The following is an 18,351-nucleotide window of genomic DNA, read 5'->3' as shown; positions in this document are numbered from 1 at the left end:
CAATTTAACCCATTTTAGGGTAAAAGGTTAAGCGTGGCGCTTAAAATTATCTAAAATAATACCCGTTGCCATTGCTACATTAAGCGATTCTGCTTGGCCATAAGCCGGAATAGTGATTTTATCAGTAACTAAGCTTTCGCAATCAGTTCGTATACCATGAGATTCACTGCCCATGAGTAATACGGCATCTTGCTTAAGAGCAGTTTTATGGATGTTCTCACCTTCTAAAAATGCACCATACACTGGGAGTTTTAGGCTTGGTAAGTAACTGGTTAAATCAGTTTGTGAGACACTCACGCGAGCAAATGAACCCATGGTTGCGCTAATAGTTTTCGGATTATAAGCATCCGCACTGTCTGTGCTGGTAACAATATGATTAATACCATACCAGTCAGCAACACGAATAATCGTTCCTAAATTCCCCGGATCCGACACGCCATCAAGGGCTAAAATAAGTCCTGATGTTGGTAATGCTTGCTCACTTGGCATATCAACAACAGCAATGGCTGCGTTGTTACTAACAAGTGTACTGGCTTTGGTAAGGCTGTCTTCATCTGCTTCAATGACTTGATGGGCTGCAAGCGCTGATTGGTGCGCAGAAATAAATGCAGGAGTCGCAAATATATGAGCAATACTTAACCCACTGTTTAGTAATTCAAGTACATTTTTTTCGCCTTGAACAAGGTACTGGTTATATTGCTTACGGTATTTCTTTTGACCTAATGCACGAATTAGTTTCAGTTGGTTTTTTGAAATCATAACAGCCTCATAAAATGATGGTTTAGTATATCAGATTCTGTACTCGAAAAACCAAGGGGAAAGTGCCAATTGCTTATTCAATCAGCACTTTTAACAGGCACTAGCTAATAAGAGGTATTAACTAATTTTTGTCAGCCACTCATTTAACCATGGCTCAGTTACAGGCCAAGGTTCAAAATCTTCACAGGCATCAATTTCTAAACGATGACCAACAGGTTTTGCCTGTAAATCGCGAAATAGCTCATCAAAGCTGCGACCTGCACCACAAAACGTATCGCCATAGCTGCGGTCGCCCATAGCAATAATGCCGTATTGCTTGCCTGTTAACATAGGAAATTGATCATTTAATTGGCTATATAAAGCGATTAAATTGTCAGGAATATCGCCCTGACCCGTCGTTGAAGTGATCACTAAAATATGTGACGCAGCCAGCATGTCATCGACCGTGCCATTTTCAACTAATTGCGCTTGATGCTCAGACTTTTCAATAACTTCAATAACTTGTTCGCTTAAACGCTCAGCACCGCCGTAAACACTGCCGACAAAAATACTAATGGTTGCCATAATAATCCTTTTCTTCTGTTGGCCAGCCAAGTTGCTGGCAAATCGTTAACATTGCATCGCCTAATGGCGCTCTAATTGTTATTGGTTGCTTGCTATAAGGGTGCACAAACTTTAATTCAGAGGCAAATAACATTAAACGACGAAGCTGAAAATGCTCTCTAAAAAATTGATTATGCTGATTATCACCATGATTTACATCACCAATAATTGGCAATGATAAATGTTTTAAATGACGACGAATTTGATGTTTGCGGCCAGTTTTTGGAAAACATTCCACCAGCGAATAACGAACTGTTGGGTATTTACCAATTGGAATAGGCAAGCTTGCTTGGTGCAGGCAATGAAATTGCGTTTGTGCTTCTTGCGGTGCTTTATTTTGATCAGCAAACTTATCAGCAATTTTATCAAGCTCTTCTTTTAAAGGTTTATCTAAGAAGATTGATTCGTTTAAAAAGCCTCTTACTAAAGCTAAATAACGCTTTTCAATTTGCCCATCAATAAATAACTGGTTCATATCACGGGCTGCTTCTGAACTTAACGCAAACAGTAATACGCCTGAGGTTGGTCTATCTAACCGATGTACAGGAAACACGTGTTGACCAATTTGGTCACGCAGCATTTGCATTGCAAATTGGGTTTCGTGTTTGTCTAAAAACGAACGGTGAACCAATAAACCGGATGGCTTATCAATCGCAATGTAATTTTCATCGCGGTACAGAATCGTTAACTCATCAAATTGTGGCTTAACACTCTCTTGCATCTTAGTCATCACTCAAAAGTTGATCGAGTTTTTGTAAAACGTTAATCACATCATTACCGCCGCTGTGTTGTGCCAGCATCATTTCAGCCATTGGCGCAATTGCAAAATTACGGGGTAATGGCTGAGCGTGCGTGATTAAGGCATGCATTTTTTTAAGAAAAACAAATTGCAGCCATTGCTCAAAAGCCATGGTGTCATGACAAAACGGCACACTAGAATTGAGTGCACTTGGGTCAATCGGCGTTGTTTGCCAAAGTGAATGGCGTTGTAATGTGGATTCTAATTCGCGCAGCAGCGCCAAAGTCTGTTGATGCATTGTAAAACTCTTAATACCTTTGTGCTTAGTATACCCTGTTCCAAGGCGCCATGGTATGGCGTATAATTCGCGGCTGATATAGATTAATTACGGTAATTGAGATTTTATGACTGAGCAGATCGCCACTTTAGGGCAACTTCTGGATGCAGCAGGTACCACTTGGCGTGCCTTCGATATTGGCAGACACATCACGAAATTAGACAAAAAACAATTTCTTGCCATTGAAGAAACAAAAATCCCTTACCCATACCCGCTTGCTGGTCATGCTTGGCTTGCTATTCAATTTTGGGATGTGAAAGCGTCTAAAGAACCTTATGTATGGTTTTTAAAATTCCCCCTAGATGAGCAAAGCCGTCTTGTAAGCGCAAGCCGCGATCACTTCGCAAATATGGTAATTGAAGCGCTTGGTACAGAAATTACCGGTGAAAATGCCGAAGGCAAATTAGACAACAACCCGTATGTATTTACACCAAACGCCAACAAGTTAGCGGCATTTAATGCAGAGGTTAAATGTTTGCTTAAACAAAGTGCTTCACAGTATTACGAATATGCGCAGCTGTATTTTTCAGGCAAACTAGGATTTGATAATTGGCAAAGTGTTGCAGTACAAGGTATTGCAGACTTTGCGATGCGTTTAGATAACGACAACAATTTAGCAAATCTACAAGCCGCTTGGGGGCAACTACCAGTCGAAGTATTACAGCCGCTAAGTGCAATGCTTGAACATGTTGCAATCGAACCCGTGTTTGCAGAGCAATTGTTAGCCTATGGTTTAAACGCCATAGAGCATAAAGACGACATCGCCCTTGTTGCAGCCCTTAGAAGCCTATCAAAAACACCAGCACAAGGTTTAACTGCGCAACTTGTTGATGCTGTATTACGCTCTGATATGAACACCCAATCAGATGTACTATTAACGATTGCTGGGCGCTGTTTTAGCACACTTGAAGACCCAGAACGCTTACACGTGTTTATGGATTGCTGTGCACACCACACTAAAATTGAACAACTGTTTGTGAGTATTTTCACCGATTTAGTTGCAATTCCTAGTATTCGCCCTCACCTACTAGGTTTATTAAGAAAAGAAAATCGTAGCGAAACACTCGCTCGAGCAATAGGAAGGTTATTTTCGTAAATGGCAGGCTTGTGGACACTCATCATCATTGGCAGCATCATCTACTTTTTTTGGTTAAACAGAAAAGTGGCCGAAGCAGCTAATCTTCATGCACAAAGACAAATTGAGCAATTAAATGTGCAATTGATGAGTGTTGCTTGCAATAAGCGCCGACTTGGCATTTTAAAAAGCGGTAAACCAGGTATAAAAAGCGAATTTATTTTTGAGTTTTCAAGTGATGGACAAAACGTGTATCAAGGCGTTTTGATCATGGAAAACGAATTACTTAAAAGCGTAGTAATACCGCCGCATAAGATTTAAGTTGCGAGTTTTACAAGAATAATTGCCTGTTTGAGAAGTGCGACCTCCAGAAAGAACTAAGGCGTAGCTAATAGCCACGCCCCAATCTTGCTACTTCCATGATTAAGTATCCTTACTTATGCCGAAGCTGCCTTTTTATCTTTCCCCTGAACGGGTATACATCCGATACACCCACCATGCTACTTCATGTAACATTTAACACATCCTAGTGCCGTCCTCTTGCCGTCAATGGCTATCCACTTCGTTTTCCAAACGCTCCTTTAGCTTCCTGCTAAAATCATCCTTTGGTCAGTCCTTTTCAATCGCTCCGCGATTGTACTGCATCCTGGCAGTGTCCTCGTTCTTCCTTGCTTCCCTAGCTCTTGTCCCTTTGCTTCCTGCTAAGCTTCTTGCTTAGTTGCCATAATCCTAATCCTTGGCATCAGTTCAATCGTTGAACCTGCGTCTTCTTGACATGATTAAGTTTAGAGAAATGCGGATATCTTGGTAGGCATAAAAAGTAATTTTTTCTAAGTCACAAAAATGACAAAAACAATAAATCCTTTAAAATCATTACAATAAGCAATTATGGGTACAAATTTAAAGGCATTAAACTGATAAAACGCACAGCAATGTGAGATTTATCTCACATTGCTATTTCCAAAACGTCCTTTTGTCAATTTGCTGCTTTGAACATCAAGTCACCTTCAACTTGGTTAAAGCTTAATGCTTTGAACACTTCAAACCCTTCAGAGCTAAAGAATTCGCGCTGTTCAGAGCGGGTAACAAATACGGCTAAACCACTTGCTTGATTGCTTGACTCAACTAAATCATCAAGCCCTCGTAGCAGATATCTGCCTAAACCTTGCCCTTGAAAATGTGGGTCAACGGCTATAAAGGCTAAAAACAGATAATGGCCTTTACTCGAGAGCGCTTCACGAATAGTGCGCTCCTTTTCTATAAGCTGATTGGTTTGCAAGTAACCCGCACTAAGCATCAGCTTTAATCGCCAATGCCAGTATCGCTCAGCTTGCAGTTCACTTGCCGAATCAAATACACACGCAATAGCTTTTAATCTACTTTGTGAGTAAAGGCCTATTAGAGGCTGCTTTTCTTGCCAGAAACTTGCTAGCTCTTCACGCACTAAGGCACGTAGTTTAGTTTCATATTTACTTGGGTTATCTTGTTGAAAACCTAATACATTCTGAAGAACGGGATCATCATGATAGGCTTGATAAATAAGGCTTGCGGCAGTGCTAATATCTTCAGCACTAAGGTATTGCACACTTAAGGTTTCGGGTTCAGCAACTGTCAAAATACTCATCCTTTTATTTGTTTTATTATTTTCGTACTAGACTATAAGGTATATACCCAACAGCGATTAAAGACAAATTCAGCGTAAGTTAAACTGCGGTTCATCATCATTAAGTTTAAGCAGTAATAATTATCGCCATACACAAGGAGCAGAACTATGGATACGACAAAACATGATATTTCGACCCTATTTGCACAACTTGGTTTACCGAGCAAAGAAAGTGAAATAGATGCTTTTATAGCATCCCATCAACTGTCTGATACAACCCTATTGCAGGAAGCGCCTTTTTGGGATGAAGCTCAGCAACACTTTTTAGCAGAATCACTTGCAGAAGATGGTGCTTGGAGCGAGGTGATTGATGAATTAGACGCAAGGTTACGCCAGTAACGCCTGCGACCTAATTTACGAGCTTAAATAACATTCTTTTAGCTCGTAGATTAGGAAAGTAATTTCACTCCACATCTATTATTGCTACCATACGCGCGCACTGCAGCCCATATACTGCGGTGCTTTTTAGTCTTTATAAAAGAGTTTATACAAAAATGAATGCCGTTGTATTTGATGCAATTAAAACCCTTCTTGATGAAGGTAAAACCCCGACAGTTGCCTTAACTAAAAGTAAGCTAGCCCAACCAATGCCGATGCCTGTGATCATCGCTGCGGTTAGCCAATATAAAAACAATCCGGATTCAATTAATAATTTCATCAATAACCCGTCAAATGAACAACTGAGTACACCAAAAGAAAGTCAATTGGATCGTATTGAAGCTAAATTAGATAGGTTATTAGCACTGCTTGAGAAAAAATAATGTTTGTTGTCGATCTGACTTTTGATTGCTACCAAGATACTACCTTAGAGCTTGCTGAGCAGGCGATAAACCGCCTAGTGAATGCGCTTCGTTTTAACGGCCAAATAATTGGTGATGAATTTCCAACGGTTTTAAAAGATGGATTTTTCATTACTCGTGTAATGTGCCCAACCGAAGATGCGATGCATCCGCTCAACCATAGCCCGTTTGTAAAACATAGCATTGAGCAATTAAACACTGCAGGCTTACTGGCACCAAAAGTTAAAGTGGTCGGCCAAGACATTCACTCAAATGGCGCTGACATGTGCAATGATCCATCGTGCTATATTTTGTATACCACGTACGTGCACACCTGTAGCCCGCTTTATTGTGGTGATGACTTTTTACCAGTACCGTTATTTCGCATTCCAGCAATTGCCAATGGCGATTACAAAACACTCATTAAATGGCAAGAAGACTGGCAAGCGTGCGATCAAATTCAGATCAATGGTGCAACCCGTTGTGAATTTCCTGCGCTTGAAGAACTAACTAGCATCAAGAGTGACTTATACCGCCGTGGTCGCGATATCACTAAACGTATTAGTTTTCTAACCAAGAAGCCGGTTTATTACTATTTATACCGTGTAGGCGGCGTTGACAAAGAGTCAGAGCTTAAACGTCGCTGCCCAAGCTGCGATGGCGAGTGGAAATTACCAGAGCCATGGTTTGGCTTATTTGATTTTCGTTGCGAGCCCTGTGGCATTGTTTCGAATATCTCGTGGGACTTTCAATAACCTAATAAAGGTAATAACCAGATACACGAAAGGGGCAACCGCCCCTTTTACTTATTGAATTTACACCGTTACTTTGTCTAAAAACTCACTGATGCTATTCGCTAGCACATGATGTGGTTTTTTACCCACATACTCTAAGCAAACCTCACCGCTTTCGACTAATACAGTGATCAGCAGATCATCTTGCTCTGTAAGACCAATAAATACGGTTTCTGGCTGCTTTAGCTTGCGCTTCATTAACACATGACCGGTAATATTTTGCTGTAAGCGGCTAAAATCATCTTCATTCCATGCTTGTAGCAGTTCAATGTGATGATCATCAACACTCAATAACAAATTACCCGCATAGACATGACCAAACAATGGGCTTAAATCTTCAGGAAACGATAGCTCTAGCGCCTTGGCTAAGTCTTCTAAACTGCCAGAAGGCTGTTGTGGAACTGCACACCACTGAATAAGCCCCTGATTATCAACTTCGCCCTGCTCACATGGACTTGGCCATGCTGTATCATGTTCAATAACAGGAAGCTTTCCTGTGCGTTCTAGGCATTTTTCACTAAATGCTTGATGTAACTTATCTAGTTTTGTAGAAACAGACATACTGCGAAACTCATTGGCTTTAGGTATAATGCCGCCATTGTAACTACAAAAGTGTAAAGATGACAGATTACAGCAACTCACCCGAACTGAAAAACAGTGTTCTTGGTAAAAGCACAGAGTATGTAGATACCTACACACCAAGTTTACTGTTTCCTATTGCCCGTAAATTAAACCGTGATGCATTAGGTGTTAGCGAAGATAACTTACCGTTTAAAGGCCAAGATATTTGGACTGGCTATGAATTATCGTGGCTAAATAGCAAGGGTAAGCCAATGGTCGCTGTGGCAACATTTGTATTTCCTTGTCAGAGCAGCCATATCATTGAGTCAAAGTCATTCAAACTGTACCTAAATAGCTTTAATCAAACACGCTTTGAGACGCTAGATGACGTTCACCAAGCACTGAGTAAAGACTTATCCGCTGCAGTTAATGCACCGGTGGTCGTTACTTTATACCAAGCAGATGATTTCAATTGTTTGCCATTTTCAGCGTTACCGGGCGAATGTATTGATGATCTGGATATCGAAATCACCAGCTATGATATTGATGCAAGCTCACTTCGCCATAATGGTGATGAGATTGTCTCAGAAACCCTACACAGTCACTTACTAAAATCGAACTGTTTGATCACCTCACAGCCTGATTGGGCGAGTGTGATTATTCGTTATAAAGGCCAAGCAATTTGCTATGAAGCATTATTAAAATACTTAATTTCGTTTCGAACTCACAATGAGTTTCATGAGCAATGTGTAGAGCGTATCTACTGCGATTTAATGCAGCAGTTAAACCTCGAAGAGCTAGAAGTGTATGCCCGTTATACACGCCGTGGTGGTTTAGATATCAACCCTTATCGCTCAACGAATCAAGATAAAACACCCTTCAAGGTAAAAATTAATCGCCAATAACTTTGGTGACAATAAAAAACCGAGTTGTGAACTCGGTTTTTTATTGTCTGAAGATTCGTTACAGATAATTACTCGTCTTTAAAAATACCCACATACGTTGGTGATGTATTTGATTTACTCGCACGGTACATACCAGCGGTGTTAAACGGCAAGCTAATGTTACCCTTAGCATCAATAATGATCACACCGCCTGTGCCACCTATAGGCATTAATACATCGTGGATCACTTCGTTACCTGCTTCCACAATGGTTTTACCTTGGTATTTTACGCGAGCACAAATATCAGCTGCCACATTGTAGCGAATAAAGTACTCACCATGCCCTGTCGCAGATACTGCACATGATTCATTTTCAGCAAAGGTACCTGCACCAATCACAGGTGAATCGCCCACACGGCCAAAACGTTTTGCTGTCATACCACCTGTAGAAGTACCTGCAGCGATATTACCGTTTTTATCAAGTGCAACTGCACCGACAGTGCCCATTTTGTAATTAACCGGCAGGGCTTTGTGTGCAGCTTGGTAGTCTTTGCTAGTTACTTTTTGTTTATCGAGCTTTTCTTTTGCTTTTAATAAGGCTTTATAACGGTGCTCAGTATCAAATAGGTTGTTTTCAACCAGCGGCATACCTTGAGTTTTTGCAAACTCTTCAGCACCTTGGCCGCTGAGCATAACATGCACTGATTTTTCCATCACTAAGCGCGCCAAGTTAATTGGGTTTTCAATGTGTTTAACCCCAGCAACAGCTCCTGCTTGGCGTGTACGACCATCCATAATCGATGCGTCAAGCTCATGTGCACCGTCATAAGTATATACAGCACCGCGACCAGCGTTGAAATACGGCGAGTTCTCCAGCACATTAATTGCCGCAGTGATAGCATCTAGGCTCTCACCGCCCTTTTCAAGCACGGCATAGCCTGTTTCAACGGCTTCTTTTAGTTTTGCACGGTAAGCTTTTTCTTGCTCTGGCGTGAAGCGGCTCTTTTCAATCGTTCCTGCACCACCATGAATGGCGATAGCAAAAGGTTGATCACTACTGTAGCTTAAAGTACTAAATGATAATGCGCTTAGCGCAATGGCTGAGGTGAGTAATGTTTTTAACATAGGGGCACTTATATTTATTTTAGTTTGTAAGCCCAATGTGAATAATTCGGCGCTGCATTTCAAGCTTTAACCGACGAAAGAAACAAAAAAAGCGCCAAATGGCGCTTTTTTTCAGCTGTTTAAAATTAAGCTTTAGCTGCTTTTAAACGTGCTAAACGTGCTACTTGATGAGTAGACGTTAAGAAAGAGTAGATAGGTGCTAGGTAGCCACGCTTACGAAGGTCTAAGAACTCTTCATCGCTTAGTGAGTTAAGTTTTTTCTCGTCAACAAGGTAGATACCGTTGATGTCTTTTTTCTCACCTTTGATTTCTACAGTTAGCGTTTGAGCTACTAGTAGTTCTTTGTCTGCAAGGTACTTAGTGAATGCTTCAGTTACCTGAGAGAACTCGATGAAAGAAACAAGTGCTTCTTTACGACGCTTAAGGTATTCAGTTTCTTCACCGTTTTCGAAAAGTGCATTACCTGTTTCTTCGCTTACAAGTGGGCTTGCTTCGTCGATTACGATACCAAATTGGTCAGCTTCTGGGTGCTTAACAAGACCTAGTGGGTAACGAGTCATAGACATAGGTGCAAATGCAGCTGTCCATTTGTCGTCTTGAATGAAAAGGTTCTCGCCTGGCTCTAGACCAAATAAAGCAACTGCTTGGAATTGACCTGATTCGTTGTTTTTAACAAATGCCATTGGGAATTCATTTGCGATGCGTGCAAATTCGTGTGCAACCACAGGTACTAAGTGCTGAGTTTTCATGAACTCAATGTTGATGCCATTTTGAATTTTAGTGTTGGCATGTTTTTCGTTATGTAAAGGCTGTACTTGTTGCTCCGCCATGATACTGCTCCATTAATTTTATAATATGTTTTTGCTGTTAGTGCCCAAAGCCTATAGGTTTTGGCAACAAAAAGGAAGTGAAAATTTTGTGGCAGTTTGTACATTATAAATTAACAAATTTACCTACATTACCAATCAACCCCAAATGATGAAAAAACAAGCTATAAGCAAGTAAATATTATCACGCATAAGCCACTATTTTTGTTAGTATATTCAACAAACACGGAATGACTGAGGCAAATAATGGAAAGCTATCAATTAAATAAAGACTATAAAGTAAGCCAAGTGTTTATTGATGAAATTAATGAGACTGTCATTATTGTTGATGACTTTTTACACAGCCTTGAGCCTATTTATCAATTTGCCACAGATACGGCCTATTTCCAGCCTTTTGGCAGTGATGGAACACTCTACCCCGGTAAGCGAGATGAAATGCCTGCGCCTTACTACAGAGCTTTTGAGCAGCTACTTAACGAGCTTTTAGAGCAAGGGATCATTACAAGCGGTGAAAATAATTTATATCTTCACCGCTGTAAGCTTTCATTAGTTACTCAAAATGCGGATGATTTAAATACCTTGCAGCGTATGCCACATATTGATTCAACGGATGATAAAACATTTGCAGCAGTGCATTATTTGTCTCCTAAAGAATGGGGCGGCACAGGCATATACAAATACCTGCCTGAGAATATTATTAAAGTGACAGCTTATAACCAAAATAGCGTGCATAACATGATTGCTGATACAGAAAAACACAGCGCAACTCATCAAGGCTATTTAAATGAAACAACAGCGCTTTTTGAAAAAGTGGTGGATATTGAAGCCAAGATCAATAGGCTCGTAATTTATAAGAGCAACCTACTGCATAGCGCAGCTCTTTTTAATCACAAAAAGTACAGTAATGATCTAAGCAACAGCCGTTTATCTATCTCTTCGTTTTTTAGAATTAGCTAAGCTGGCTAATACTTTTTTAGCCAGCTCAGTTAATAAAGTTAGTACTTCTGTAAGCCAAATTTCTTTATTTTATCTAACAGTTCTCTGTGCTTAGGTAGCTCGCTTAATAGCTGATTGACGCGCTGCTGTTTAAATTCAGCAACTTGTTGGTTGTTGCTCTGCTTAGATTGCTGTTTGGCAGGTACATAATGCATACCAAACAGTACGTATAAGTAGTTTTCTAAGTCGAACAAATCGAACTTACTGGCAAAGTCTTCTCGTACCGGTGTAAAGCGCTGCCAGCGTGCTAGGTTATTTTTTAGTTTTTCTGATAACTGCTCGGTTTTTTTGTTATCACGCCAAAAGGCTGAATCAGTTCTATCCGAAATACAGTAATGCATTTTTATAAAATCGAACGTTTGTTGCCATACATAATTCACCTGCTGATTATAATCATCAGCAACTAAGTTAATGTCATCTCGGGTACGCGGAAAACGCTTTGCTAATAACCCCGCAGAAAAGTCTGCAATTAAGATGGCAGTTGCTTCAAGTGGCTCAACAAATCCTTGCGACAACCCTATAGCGACACAGTTTTTGTGCCACATTTTTTCTCTGTGCCCTACTTTCATCGGGATCTTTCTTGGCGTTAAGTGCTCAAATTTATTACCTAAATAATGATGCAATTTAGCGTGTGCTTGCTCATCGCTCATATACTTAGATGAATAAACAAACCCCACTCCTCTTCGCTCTGTGAGCGCAATATCCCAGATCCAACCGGCTTGGTGTGCCGTAGCAATAGTGTAAGGCGGTATTTCATCATCATTTTGTGTCGGTACTTGCAATGTGATTGCAGTATCAGTTAATAAACTATCTGACTTATCAACAAAGCCCACCCCTAGTTTTTGCCCAATAAAGGCAGCCGAAAAACCGGAGCAATCAATAATAAAGTCAAACTCTAAGGCGTTACCTTCTGAGTCGATTAGGTGTGTAATAAAACCTTGCTCATCACAGCTGACATCTTTAATTTCTGCAAACAGGTGTTTTACAGCAAAATGTTGCGTGGCATGGCTTCCTAAGAATGCAGCAAACTTTTTAGCATCAAAATGATAGGCATACCCGTTTATACCTGCATATTGAGGTGTCGCAATTGTTTTCGGTGCTAGGTTATTTTCACAACACGCATGTTGCTTAGAAACAAAGTCTGCGTAATCATTACCGTTACCCTCAGCTAGCCACTGCTGAGTTAACTCCTCACCGAATATATGTGGGTGATCAAATAAATGATGGTAAAAGTTAGCACCATGTTTGTGTTTATCTAGCCAATTTACAAACTTGATTGACTGCTTAAAAGTAACATCACATTCATTGATAAAGTCACTTTCACTGATACCAAACTTTTGCAAAGAGTTGCGCATCGAAGGAACAGTACCTTCACCGACACCTATGCTGGCAATATTAGGAGACTCGATTAACGTGATCTCAATGCCACTTTGCAAAAGCGCATGACCCAAATGGTTAGCGGCTAACCAACCTGCTGTTCCGCCACCAACAATTGCGATTTTTTTTATCATTTTTACTCGCCCACTTTTATACCAATTTGCTTAATTAAATAGTCTATTTTGAGGTAAGAAAACCTCGTTGATAACAAGGCAAAAATTTCGTTATTTAGTTGTTCTAAATCAGAAATTTTTAACGCAGTTAGCGACAGGTTTAATCCCTCAAAATGACTAAGTATTATTGCGAATTGGTATTACTCACAAAAAAGCCCAGTGCGAGCTGGGCTTTCTTAATTTCGTTATCTAAATCAGATTAGAAACGTAGTGATACACCTAGCTTGTAGCGTGCTTCACCTTCAAAGCTCCATGCTGGGTAGCCGTTACGAAGCTCAGGAACTACTTCTGCATCAGAAGGAGCAACACCGATTTGTACGCTGTCTTCTTCAGTTAAGTTAACAGCTTCAAACGTTACGTCAATGTTATCAGTTACGCTGTAGTTAGCACTGAAATCAAGCGTACCGTATGATTGGTGCTCACGGTTACCGTAGAAACCAGGTAGCTCACGGATCATGTACTCTGAACGCCAGTTATAAGCTAAACGTGCTGAGTAAGTATCTGTTTCATAGTAACCCACTAAGTTCACAGTATGCTTAGACGAATCTGAGAATAATGGGATCATATCTGGGTAGTTTTCAGCTTCTGATGGTGCATCTACGAATGTGTAGTTTGCTGAGTAACCAAAGCCACTGTCAAAGCCATCTTGAATTTGTAGCTCGATACCTTCGATTTGGCCACCACTTGCATTAAGCTTAGTAGATAGCGTCCAGTTATCACCTTGAGTATCTGGGTCTACAACACCGATTTGTTGATTCAAGATTTGGCTTGAAGTAACAAATGATGTGATGTCTTTGAAGAAGTAAGTTGCACTTACCATACCGTCACCATCAAAGTACCACTCGATACCTAAATCAGCTTGAGTTGCTTTGAATGGGTTAAGGCCTACGTTACCTTTAGTTAGTACTTCGTTATTTGCTGTACCATCAGCGTAACCTGCAAAAGATGATGCAGAGAACATATCTGTGTAGTTAGGACGTGCAATAACCTGAGCAGCAGAGGTACGTAAAATTACATCTTCAGCTAAATCGAATGCGATATTGATGCTAGGTAATACGTCGTTGTAGCTCGCTTTATCTGTGCTTAGTGAACTTTCGTACTCACCATTTGCAAAACCGTAGTAATCTGATTCTGCATCTGTAGAGATATAACGTAAACCGAAGTTACCGCGGATAGATTCTGCAGAGAACTCAGCCATTGCGTAAACTGCGAAGTTTTCTTCTTCGATTGTACCGTAACCTGAGCGGTATACAGCTGAATCATTATCGAAGCTTGCAATTGCAGCGCGTGCATCAGCTACCATTTTGTCAAAATCTGGCTCAGGTAAAGTGAAACCTGCACCTGATGACATTGTACCTGAGTAGTAAGTCTCACCATCACCACTTGGTAATGTATCAACTAAAGTAGTTGAGTAAGTCTCTTGTTTTACTTCATGGTCAGCCCAACGGAAACCTGTTTTGATTGCTGTGATAGCACCAAAATCAACAGGGAATGAAAGGTCTAACTGTGCGTAAGTTTCTTCATCTGTGTTAGGTTGCTTTTTAAGTGCCCAACCAGCTGGAGATAATGGACCTGCAAAATCTGATGCTTCAAAGTATTTGTTATTGATATCAATTTTGATTACATCACCAGTAGCATCATAAGTACCAGCGTAATCAGATGGAACACCGATGAAGTTACCGTAGTTTGCTGTTAGGTCTGTACCACCTTCTGATTCAGTTGTACCGAAACGACCTTTTAATGTGAAGTTTTCACCTTCGTATTTAAGGCTGAAATCAGCAGTGTCAGATGACATGCTTGCGATACGTGCCCAAGTTTGAGTCCAACCTGGATTTACACCTTCACCAGTACGACGGTAGAAAGTACATGTACCTGATGCATTTGTTTGCTCACAAGCTGCTTCTTTGTCGTCAGGGAACATTACGAAGTTTGAGGTATTTGCATTGTTTGCATCTAACTCAAGGCTCATGATGTTTAAACCTAGCTCTAGGTTTTCTGTAGGACGATACTGGAAAGTTGCATTTAATGCTGTACGCTCACGCTCTTGTTGGAACGTAGTAGGAACAATATCACCCCAACCGATCAGTGATTCGATACCGTTACGTTGGTAGTTTGTTTCAGCCCAAGATACTGAACCTAATAAACCGAATGTTTCTTCGTCATTTTTCCAGCTAAATAAGCCAGAAACTTGAGGGTCTGTTTCTTCAGAGATTGTGCCGTAATCGCCTTTTGCACTTAAGAAAGTTGTACCAGCGTCAAGATCAAGTGGCTTACGAGTGTTAACAATAACAGTACCACCAACACCACCTTCTACAACGTCAGCTTGAGAAGATTTATAAACTTGGATTTCACCAACTAATTCAGGTGGTAAAAGCGTGTAGTTGAAGCTACGGTCGATTGATTGTTGGTCATACCAACCTGTTGATGCAACAGTTTGACCGTTTAAAAGTGTGCGTGTTAATTGGCTTGAAGCACCACGAATAGAAACTTGCTGACCTTGACCGAATTGACGGTTAACAGCAACACCTGAAATACGACCAAGTGCTTCACCTACATCGCCATCAGGAAACTTACCGATGTCTTCTGCAGAAACAGCATCGACAACGCTGTCAGCAAAGCGCTTAGTATTCATTGAAGCTTCAAGTGAACGGCGAATACCGCGAACTTCAATTACTTCAACATCTTCTTGAACTTTAGTTTCTTCTGCTGCGTATGCAGCGCCAGTGAACCCAGCACTCATTACGAGGCCGATATTAACTGCTAATAAGCTTTTCTTAAAATTTTTAGCTAACACAGGATTCCCCTTGAATCATTTTGTTGGTTTTTTATATCACTTCTGCCCAGTGATGATGACAACGCTGTCATCTAGTAACAAACCATACACTCTAAATTACATTTGTGCTACATCTTTTTGGTTAATTTGTGCAAAAAATTTACAACGAAATAATCAAGCTATTGATATAACTAATATTTAATATTGAGTTTTTAAGAATTGTTACAAATAAACGGCGCAAATATAGCATGAGTGATATTGCAGATGAAAAGATCAAAAGGATGAGTTTTTGAAATTTGCTAAAAATTACATGTGTTTTTGTAAGCTTTAGTTTCCACTGGGCATTTATTAACCATAACTAAAAGTTATATAAAACCTGTTATCTAACAATAAATTAGCCTAAAAAACTAACCTATTCCTAAAAGCACGCTGTCATGTACAAATTATTTTTAACTTTTTCTGGGCAGAATGAGTTAAAGGGAATATTGAGAATAACAATCAATAACAATGACAGCGTTGTCATTTTTAATTATATAGAGCCATTTTGTACTTGTCTAACACTTTATCGAGCTATTTAAAAAAGCGTATTTATGCAAAATCATTTGTTAAAGATGAGAATTTAAAACAAAAAAGCGAGCATAATAGCTCGCTTTTGACATTGACTTTAATCAGGCGATTAAGGCGCCCAATAAACTTCAATATTGATATGCGGGTGATTCAATACAGCACGTAAAGGCATGTCAGCAACTGCACCGCCCTCTTTCGCTTGCTTGTAAACAGCGAGTTTTTCTTCACCGCTAATTAAAAGCTTCACTACTTTAGAGTCTGCGATAGCAGCTAAAGTTAACGTCATACGCTCAGTGATTTTACCCGTCACGTCGCTTTCAATGGCGTTAATTGCACATACTAAATCATCTGTCGCAAGACCGTGTTCTAAACCTTCAGCATGAGGGAAAAGAGAAGCCGTATGACCATCTGGACCCATGCCTAAAATTGTCACATCAAAAGGACGCTTTAATGCTTTGTATGCAGCTTCACATTCTGCTACACCATTTTGTGCCGTTAATGCGTCATTTTTCATTGTTACGAAATTAGCTGCAGCGCCATGGTTTTGTAATAGCGTGCTTTTGATAAATGCTTCATTACTTTTTTCATGATCAGCATCAACCCAACGCTCATCAACCATAGCAACATCAATGTTTGCCCAATCAAGTTCAAGGTTCGATAAGTGCTTATAAGCAGGTGCTGGCGATGAGCCACCCGATACCATTAGTACCGCACGACCATCTTCTTTAATACCAGCAACAAGGCTTTGTTCAAGGCTTGAAGAAAGCTCAGCTGTTAATTCGTCTTTGTTTGCAAAGAATTTTTCAACAATTGTTGCCATCTTAATTACGCCTTATCGCCTGTGTTAAACCAAACGTGGTTGTTTTCTTCTAAAAGCTCATCGGCATCTTCAGGGCCCCATGTACCAGCTCGGTATAACGATGGTGCACCTTTTTCTTGCCAACGCTCAATGATTGGGTCAATCCATTTCCATGCTTGACGCACTTCATCACGGTGAATAAACAGTGATGGGTTATTTGCTGCGGCATCTAACATTAAGCGCTTGTAAGCATCTGAATGGAAACCATTACTGTACGCTTGCGATAACTCAATGTTCATGGTTACTGGTTCTAATTGCATCTCAAGGTTATCAAGGCGCTTAGACATCAGTGTTAATTGAATTGTTTCTTCTGGTTGCAGACGAATAACAAGACGATTTGGCTCAATGTTACCTACGTTGTCGGTATAAACGTTGTGAGATACTTTTTTGTATTCAACAACGATTTCAGCACAACGCTTTTTCATACGTTTACCAGTACGAAGGTAGAAAGGAACACCTGCCCAACGCCAGTTATCGATGTGCGCACGAATAGCAACAAAAGTTTCTGTTTTGCTCGCACCTTCGTTTAATTCTTCTAAGTAACCTGGGACGATTTTACCGTCTAAGTTACCTGGTACATACTGACCACGTACAATGTTTGCATCAACATCTTCAGCCACTAACGGACGTAACGACTCAAGTACTTTTAATTTCTCAGTACGGATGCTGTTCGCGTTTAATTTGTTTGGTGATTCCATTGCCACTAAGCAAAGTAATTGTAACAAGTGGTTTTGTACCATATCGCGTAATGCACCCGCTTTATCGTAGAAACCAGCGCGGCTTTCTAGGCCCACTGTTTCTGATAAGCTAATTTGGATGTTATCGATTGATTTTGCATCCCACAGGTTTTCAAACAGTGAGTTTGAAAAACGCAGTGCCATTAAGTTTTGTACTGTTTCTTTACCTAAGTAATGGTCAATACGGAATACTTGCTCTTCTTTGAAGTATTCAGCAATTTTTGCATTGATTGCTTCAGCAGACTCACCACAGTAACCAATCGGTTTTTCAACAACAACACGTGACGTTTCTGTGATCAGACCTTTCTTAGATAAGATTTCACAACAGCTACCGTACACTGCAGGTGGTAATGAAAGGTAAAAAACACGAGACTTATCAGCATCGTGTTCATCAAGGATATCTTTTAGTTTATCCCAGTCGTCATCAGCTTCAGTTACATTCGTTACAACTGGCACAAGATAAGCTGAAAATGCTTTCCAATCTTTTGCGTTGTACTCACCTTTACCTAAAAAGTCTTGTAACGCTTTATGTGCTGTTTCGATGTATTCTTTACGTTTGCTTTCTTCACGTACCGTAGGAAGGATACGAGAACCTTGAGGAAGGTTGCCCTCTTGATAAGCGCGATACATTGCAGGAAGTAACTTACGTAACGCAAGATCACCGCCGCCCCCAAAAATTACGATATCAAATGGATTTAACATATATCACTCTCTACATTGGCAA

At 40.3% G+C, this 18,351-nt stretch carries 19 protein-coding genes; 7 read left to right on the top strand and 12 right to left on the bottom strand.

Annotated elements, in window-relative coordinates:
• Positions 1-27 precede the first annotated feature (27 nt).
• The 4 genes from EXT43_RS08140 to EXT43_RS08125 all read right to left on the bottom strand — a co-directional run bounded on the left by EXT43_RS08140 (position 28) and on the right by EXT43_RS08125 (position 2,399).
• Positions 28-759, bottom strand: a complete 732-nt coding sequence (locus EXT43_RS08140; RefSeq protein ID WP_130166744.1) for an RNA methyltransferase — start codon at positions 757-759, stop codon at positions 28-30.
• Positions 760-876: 117 nt separating this feature from the next.
• Positions 877-1,323 carry a flavodoxin gene (locus EXT43_RS08135; RefSeq protein ID WP_054563623.1) on the bottom strand — a complete coding sequence of 149 codons (447 nt, stop codon included), beginning with the start codon at positions 1,321-1,323 and terminating at the stop codon, positions 877-879.
• A complete protein-coding gene (gene truC, locus EXT43_RS08130) occupies positions 1,310-2,083 on the bottom strand; it encodes a tRNA pseudouridine(65) synthase TruC (RefSeq protein WP_063527466.1) in 774 nt (257 codons plus the stop codon). Before truC ends, EXT43_RS08135 begins: the two co-directional genes overlap by 14 nt.
• Position 2,084: 1 nt before the next feature.
• Entirely contained in the window at positions 2,085-2,399 is a 315-nt protein-coding gene (locus EXT43_RS08125) for a YqcC family protein (RefSeq protein WP_130166743.1), read from the bottom strand.
• 106 nt (positions 2,400-2,505) lie between these two features.
• Between EXT43_RS08125 and EXT43_RS08120 the strand changes: the two genes are divergently transcribed.
• Together EXT43_RS08120 and EXT43_RS08115 are read left to right on the top strand one after the other, a co-directional pair.
• The gene (locus tag EXT43_RS08120; protein WP_130166742.1) at positions 2,506-3,534 is read left to right on the top strand and encodes a DUF3549 family protein; all 1,029 of its coding nucleotides are present in this window, start codon (positions 2,506-2,508) and stop codon (positions 3,532-3,534) included.
• Positions 3,535-3,834, top strand: a complete 300-nt coding sequence (locus tag EXT43_RS08115) for a DUF3301 domain-containing protein (protein ID WP_054553721.1) — start codon at positions 3,535-3,537, stop codon at positions 3,832-3,834.
• Between the two features lie 655 nt (positions 3,835-4,489).
• Here EXT43_RS08115 and EXT43_RS08110 read toward each other — a convergent pair.
• A complete protein-coding gene (locus tag EXT43_RS08110; protein ID WP_054563618.1) occupies positions 4,490-5,137 on the bottom strand; it encodes a GNAT family N-acetyltransferase in 648 nt (215 codons plus the stop codon).
• A gap of 147 nt (positions 5,138-5,284) precedes the next feature.
• On the opposite strand from EXT43_RS08110, the gene EXT43_RS08105 reads away from it, so the two are divergent.
• The 3 genes from EXT43_RS08105 (at position 5,285) to EXT43_RS08095 (ending at position 6,710) form a co-directional block, all read left to right on the top strand.
• Positions 5,285-5,515, top strand: a complete 231-nt coding sequence (locus EXT43_RS08105) for a DUF2789 domain-containing protein (RefSeq protein ID WP_036969581.1) — start codon at positions 5,285-5,287, stop codon at positions 5,513-5,515.
• A gap of 155 nt (positions 5,516-5,670) precedes the next feature.
• On the top strand, positions 5,671-5,937 hold the full coding sequence (locus EXT43_RS08100) for a hypothetical protein (RefSeq protein ID WP_055021916.1): 267 nt from the start codon (positions 5,671-5,673) through the stop codon (positions 5,935-5,937).
• A complete protein-coding gene (locus EXT43_RS08095; protein ID WP_063528532.1) occupies positions 5,937-6,710 on the top strand; it encodes a Zn-ribbon-containing protein in 774 nt (257 codons plus the stop codon). Before EXT43_RS08100 ends, EXT43_RS08095 begins: the two co-directional genes overlap by 1 nt.
• Positions 6,711-6,770: 60 nt before the next feature.
• On the opposite strand, the gene syd is transcribed toward EXT43_RS08095, so the two are convergent.
• Positions 6,771-7,310 carry a SecY-interacting protein gene (gene syd, locus EXT43_RS08090; protein WP_130166741.1) on the bottom strand — a complete coding sequence of 180 codons (540 nt, stop codon included), beginning with the start codon at positions 7,308-7,310 and terminating at the stop codon, positions 6,771-6,773.
• Between the two features lie 59 nt (positions 7,311-7,369).
• On the opposite strand from syd, the gene queF reads away from it, so the two are divergent.
• Positions 7,370-8,215, top strand: a complete 846-nt coding sequence (queF, locus tag EXT43_RS08085; protein ID WP_130166740.1) for an NADPH-dependent 7-cyano-7-deazaguanine reductase QueF — start codon at positions 7,370-7,372, stop codon at positions 8,213-8,215.
• Positions 8,216-8,283: 68 nt separating this feature from the next.
• On the opposite strand, the gene EXT43_RS08080 is transcribed toward queF, so the two are convergent.
• On the bottom strand, positions 8,284-9,318 hold the full coding sequence (locus EXT43_RS08080) for an isoaspartyl peptidase/L-asparaginase (RefSeq protein WP_063528531.1): 1,035 nt from the start codon (positions 9,316-9,318) through the stop codon (positions 8,284-8,286).
• Between the two features lie 125 nt (positions 9,319-9,443).
• Entirely contained in the window at positions 9,444-10,148 is a 705-nt protein-coding gene (locus tag EXT43_RS08075) for a SapC family protein (RefSeq protein WP_062566951.1), read from the bottom strand.
• A gap of 243 nt (positions 10,149-10,391) precedes the next feature.
• Between EXT43_RS08075 and EXT43_RS08070 the strand changes: the two genes are divergently transcribed.
• Entirely contained in the window at positions 10,392-11,102 is a 711-nt protein-coding gene (locus EXT43_RS08070; RefSeq protein ID WP_063530410.1) for a DUF6445 family protein, read from the top strand.
• A 38-nt stretch (positions 11,103-11,140) separates the two neighbouring features.
• On the opposite strand, the gene EXT43_RS08065 is transcribed toward EXT43_RS08070, so the two are convergent.
• From EXT43_RS08065 to zwf, 4 genes are all read right to left on the bottom strand, one after another.
• Positions 11,141-12,652, bottom strand: coding sequence for a tryptophan halogenase family protein (locus EXT43_RS08065; RefSeq protein ID WP_130166739.1), 1,512 nt, complete (start codon positions 12,650-12,652; stop codon positions 11,141-11,143).
• Between the two features lie 238 nt (positions 12,653-12,890).
• A complete protein-coding gene (locus EXT43_RS08060) occupies positions 12,891-15,485 on the bottom strand; it encodes a TonB-dependent receptor (RefSeq protein WP_165385089.1) in 2,595 nt (864 codons plus the stop codon).
• Between the two features lie 655 nt (positions 15,486-16,140).
• The gene (gene pgl, locus EXT43_RS08055) at positions 16,141-16,851 is read right to left on the bottom strand and encodes a 6-phosphogluconolactonase (RefSeq protein ID WP_058586230.1); all 711 of its coding nucleotides are present in this window, start codon (positions 16,849-16,851) and stop codon (positions 16,141-16,143) included.
• 5 nt (positions 16,852-16,856) lie between these two features.
• Positions 16,857-18,329: a glucose-6-phosphate dehydrogenase gene (zwf, locus tag EXT43_RS08050; RefSeq protein ID WP_054563610.1), complete on the bottom strand. Its 1,473-nt coding sequence runs from the start codon at positions 18,327-18,329 to the stop codon at positions 16,857-16,859.
• Positions 18,330-18,351: the final 22 nt, after the last annotated feature.

Source organism: Pseudoalteromonas sp. CO109Y (assembly GCF_004208935.1).
Lineage (GTDB): Bacteria > Pseudomonadota > Gammaproteobacteria > Enterobacterales > Alteromonadaceae > Pseudoalteromonas > Pseudoalteromonas shioyasakiensis.
This window is presented reverse-complemented; position numbering and strand designations above follow the sequence as displayed.

What these genes read in the sequence shown, in the direction of transcription:
- EXT43_RS08080 (WP_063528531.1), bottom strand. Translation starts at nt 9,318, where the DNA reads ATGTTAAAAACATTACTCACCTCAGCCATTGCGCTAAGCGCATTATCA.
- truC (WP_063527466.1), bottom strand. Translation starts at nt 2,083, where the DNA reads ATGCAAGAGAGTGTTAAGCCACAATTTGATGAGTTAACGATTCTGTAC.
- EXT43_RS08095 (WP_063528532.1), top strand. Translation starts at nt 5,937, where the DNA reads ATGTTTGTTGTCGATCTGACTTTTGATTGCTACCAAGATACTACCTTA.
- syd (WP_130166741.1), bottom strand. Translation starts at nt 7,310, where the DNA reads ATGTCTGTTTCTACAAAACTAGATAAGTTACATCAAGCATTTAGTGAA.
- EXT43_RS08135 (WP_054563623.1), bottom strand. Translation starts at nt 1,323, where the DNA reads ATGGCAACCATTAGTATTTTTGTCGGCAGTGTTTACGGCGGTGCTGAG.
- EXT43_RS08125 (WP_130166743.1), bottom strand. Translation starts at nt 2,399, where the DNA reads ATGCATCAACAGACTTTGGCGCTGCTGCGCGAATTAGAATCCACATTA.
- EXT43_RS08075 (WP_062566951.1), bottom strand. Translation starts at nt 10,148, where the DNA reads ATGGCGGAGCAACAAGTACAGCCTTTACATAACGAAAAACATGCCAAC.
- EXT43_RS08105 (WP_036969581.1), top strand. Translation starts at nt 5,285, where the DNA reads ATGGATACGACAAAACATGATATTTCGACCCTATTTGCACAACTTGGT.
- zwf (WP_054563610.1), bottom strand. Translation starts at nt 18,329, where the DNA reads ATGTTAAATCCATTTGATATCGTAATTTTTGGGGGCGGCGGTGATCTT.
- EXT43_RS08110 (WP_054563618.1), bottom strand. Translation starts at nt 5,137, where the DNA reads ATGAGTATTTTGACAGTTGCTGAACCCGAAACCTTAAGTGTGCAATAC.
- EXT43_RS08100 (WP_055021916.1), top strand. Translation starts at nt 5,671, where the DNA reads ATGAATGCCGTTGTATTTGATGCAATTAAAACCCTTCTTGATGAAGGT.
- EXT43_RS08140 (WP_130166744.1), bottom strand. Translation starts at nt 759, where the DNA reads ATGATTTCAAAAAACCAACTGAAACTAATTCGTGCATTAGGTCAAAAG.
- EXT43_RS08115 (WP_054553721.1), top strand. Translation starts at nt 3,535, where the DNA reads ATGGCAGGCTTGTGGACACTCATCATCATTGGCAGCATCATCTACTTT.
- EXT43_RS08070 (WP_063530410.1), top strand. Translation starts at nt 10,392, where the DNA reads ATGGAAAGCTATCAATTAAATAAAGACTATAAAGTAAGCCAAGTGTTT.
- EXT43_RS08120 (WP_130166742.1), top strand. Translation starts at nt 2,506, where the DNA reads ATGACTGAGCAGATCGCCACTTTAGGGCAACTTCTGGATGCAGCAGGT.
- pgl (WP_058586230.1), bottom strand. Translation starts at nt 16,851, where the DNA reads ATGGCAACAATTGTTGAAAAATTCTTTGCAAACAAAGACGAATTAACA.
- queF (WP_130166740.1), top strand. Translation starts at nt 7,370, where the DNA reads ATGACAGATTACAGCAACTCACCCGAACTGAAAAACAGTGTTCTTGGT.
- EXT43_RS08065 (WP_130166739.1), bottom strand. Translation starts at nt 12,652, where the DNA reads ATGATAAAAAAAATCGCAATTGTTGGTGGCGGAACAGCAGGTTGGTTA.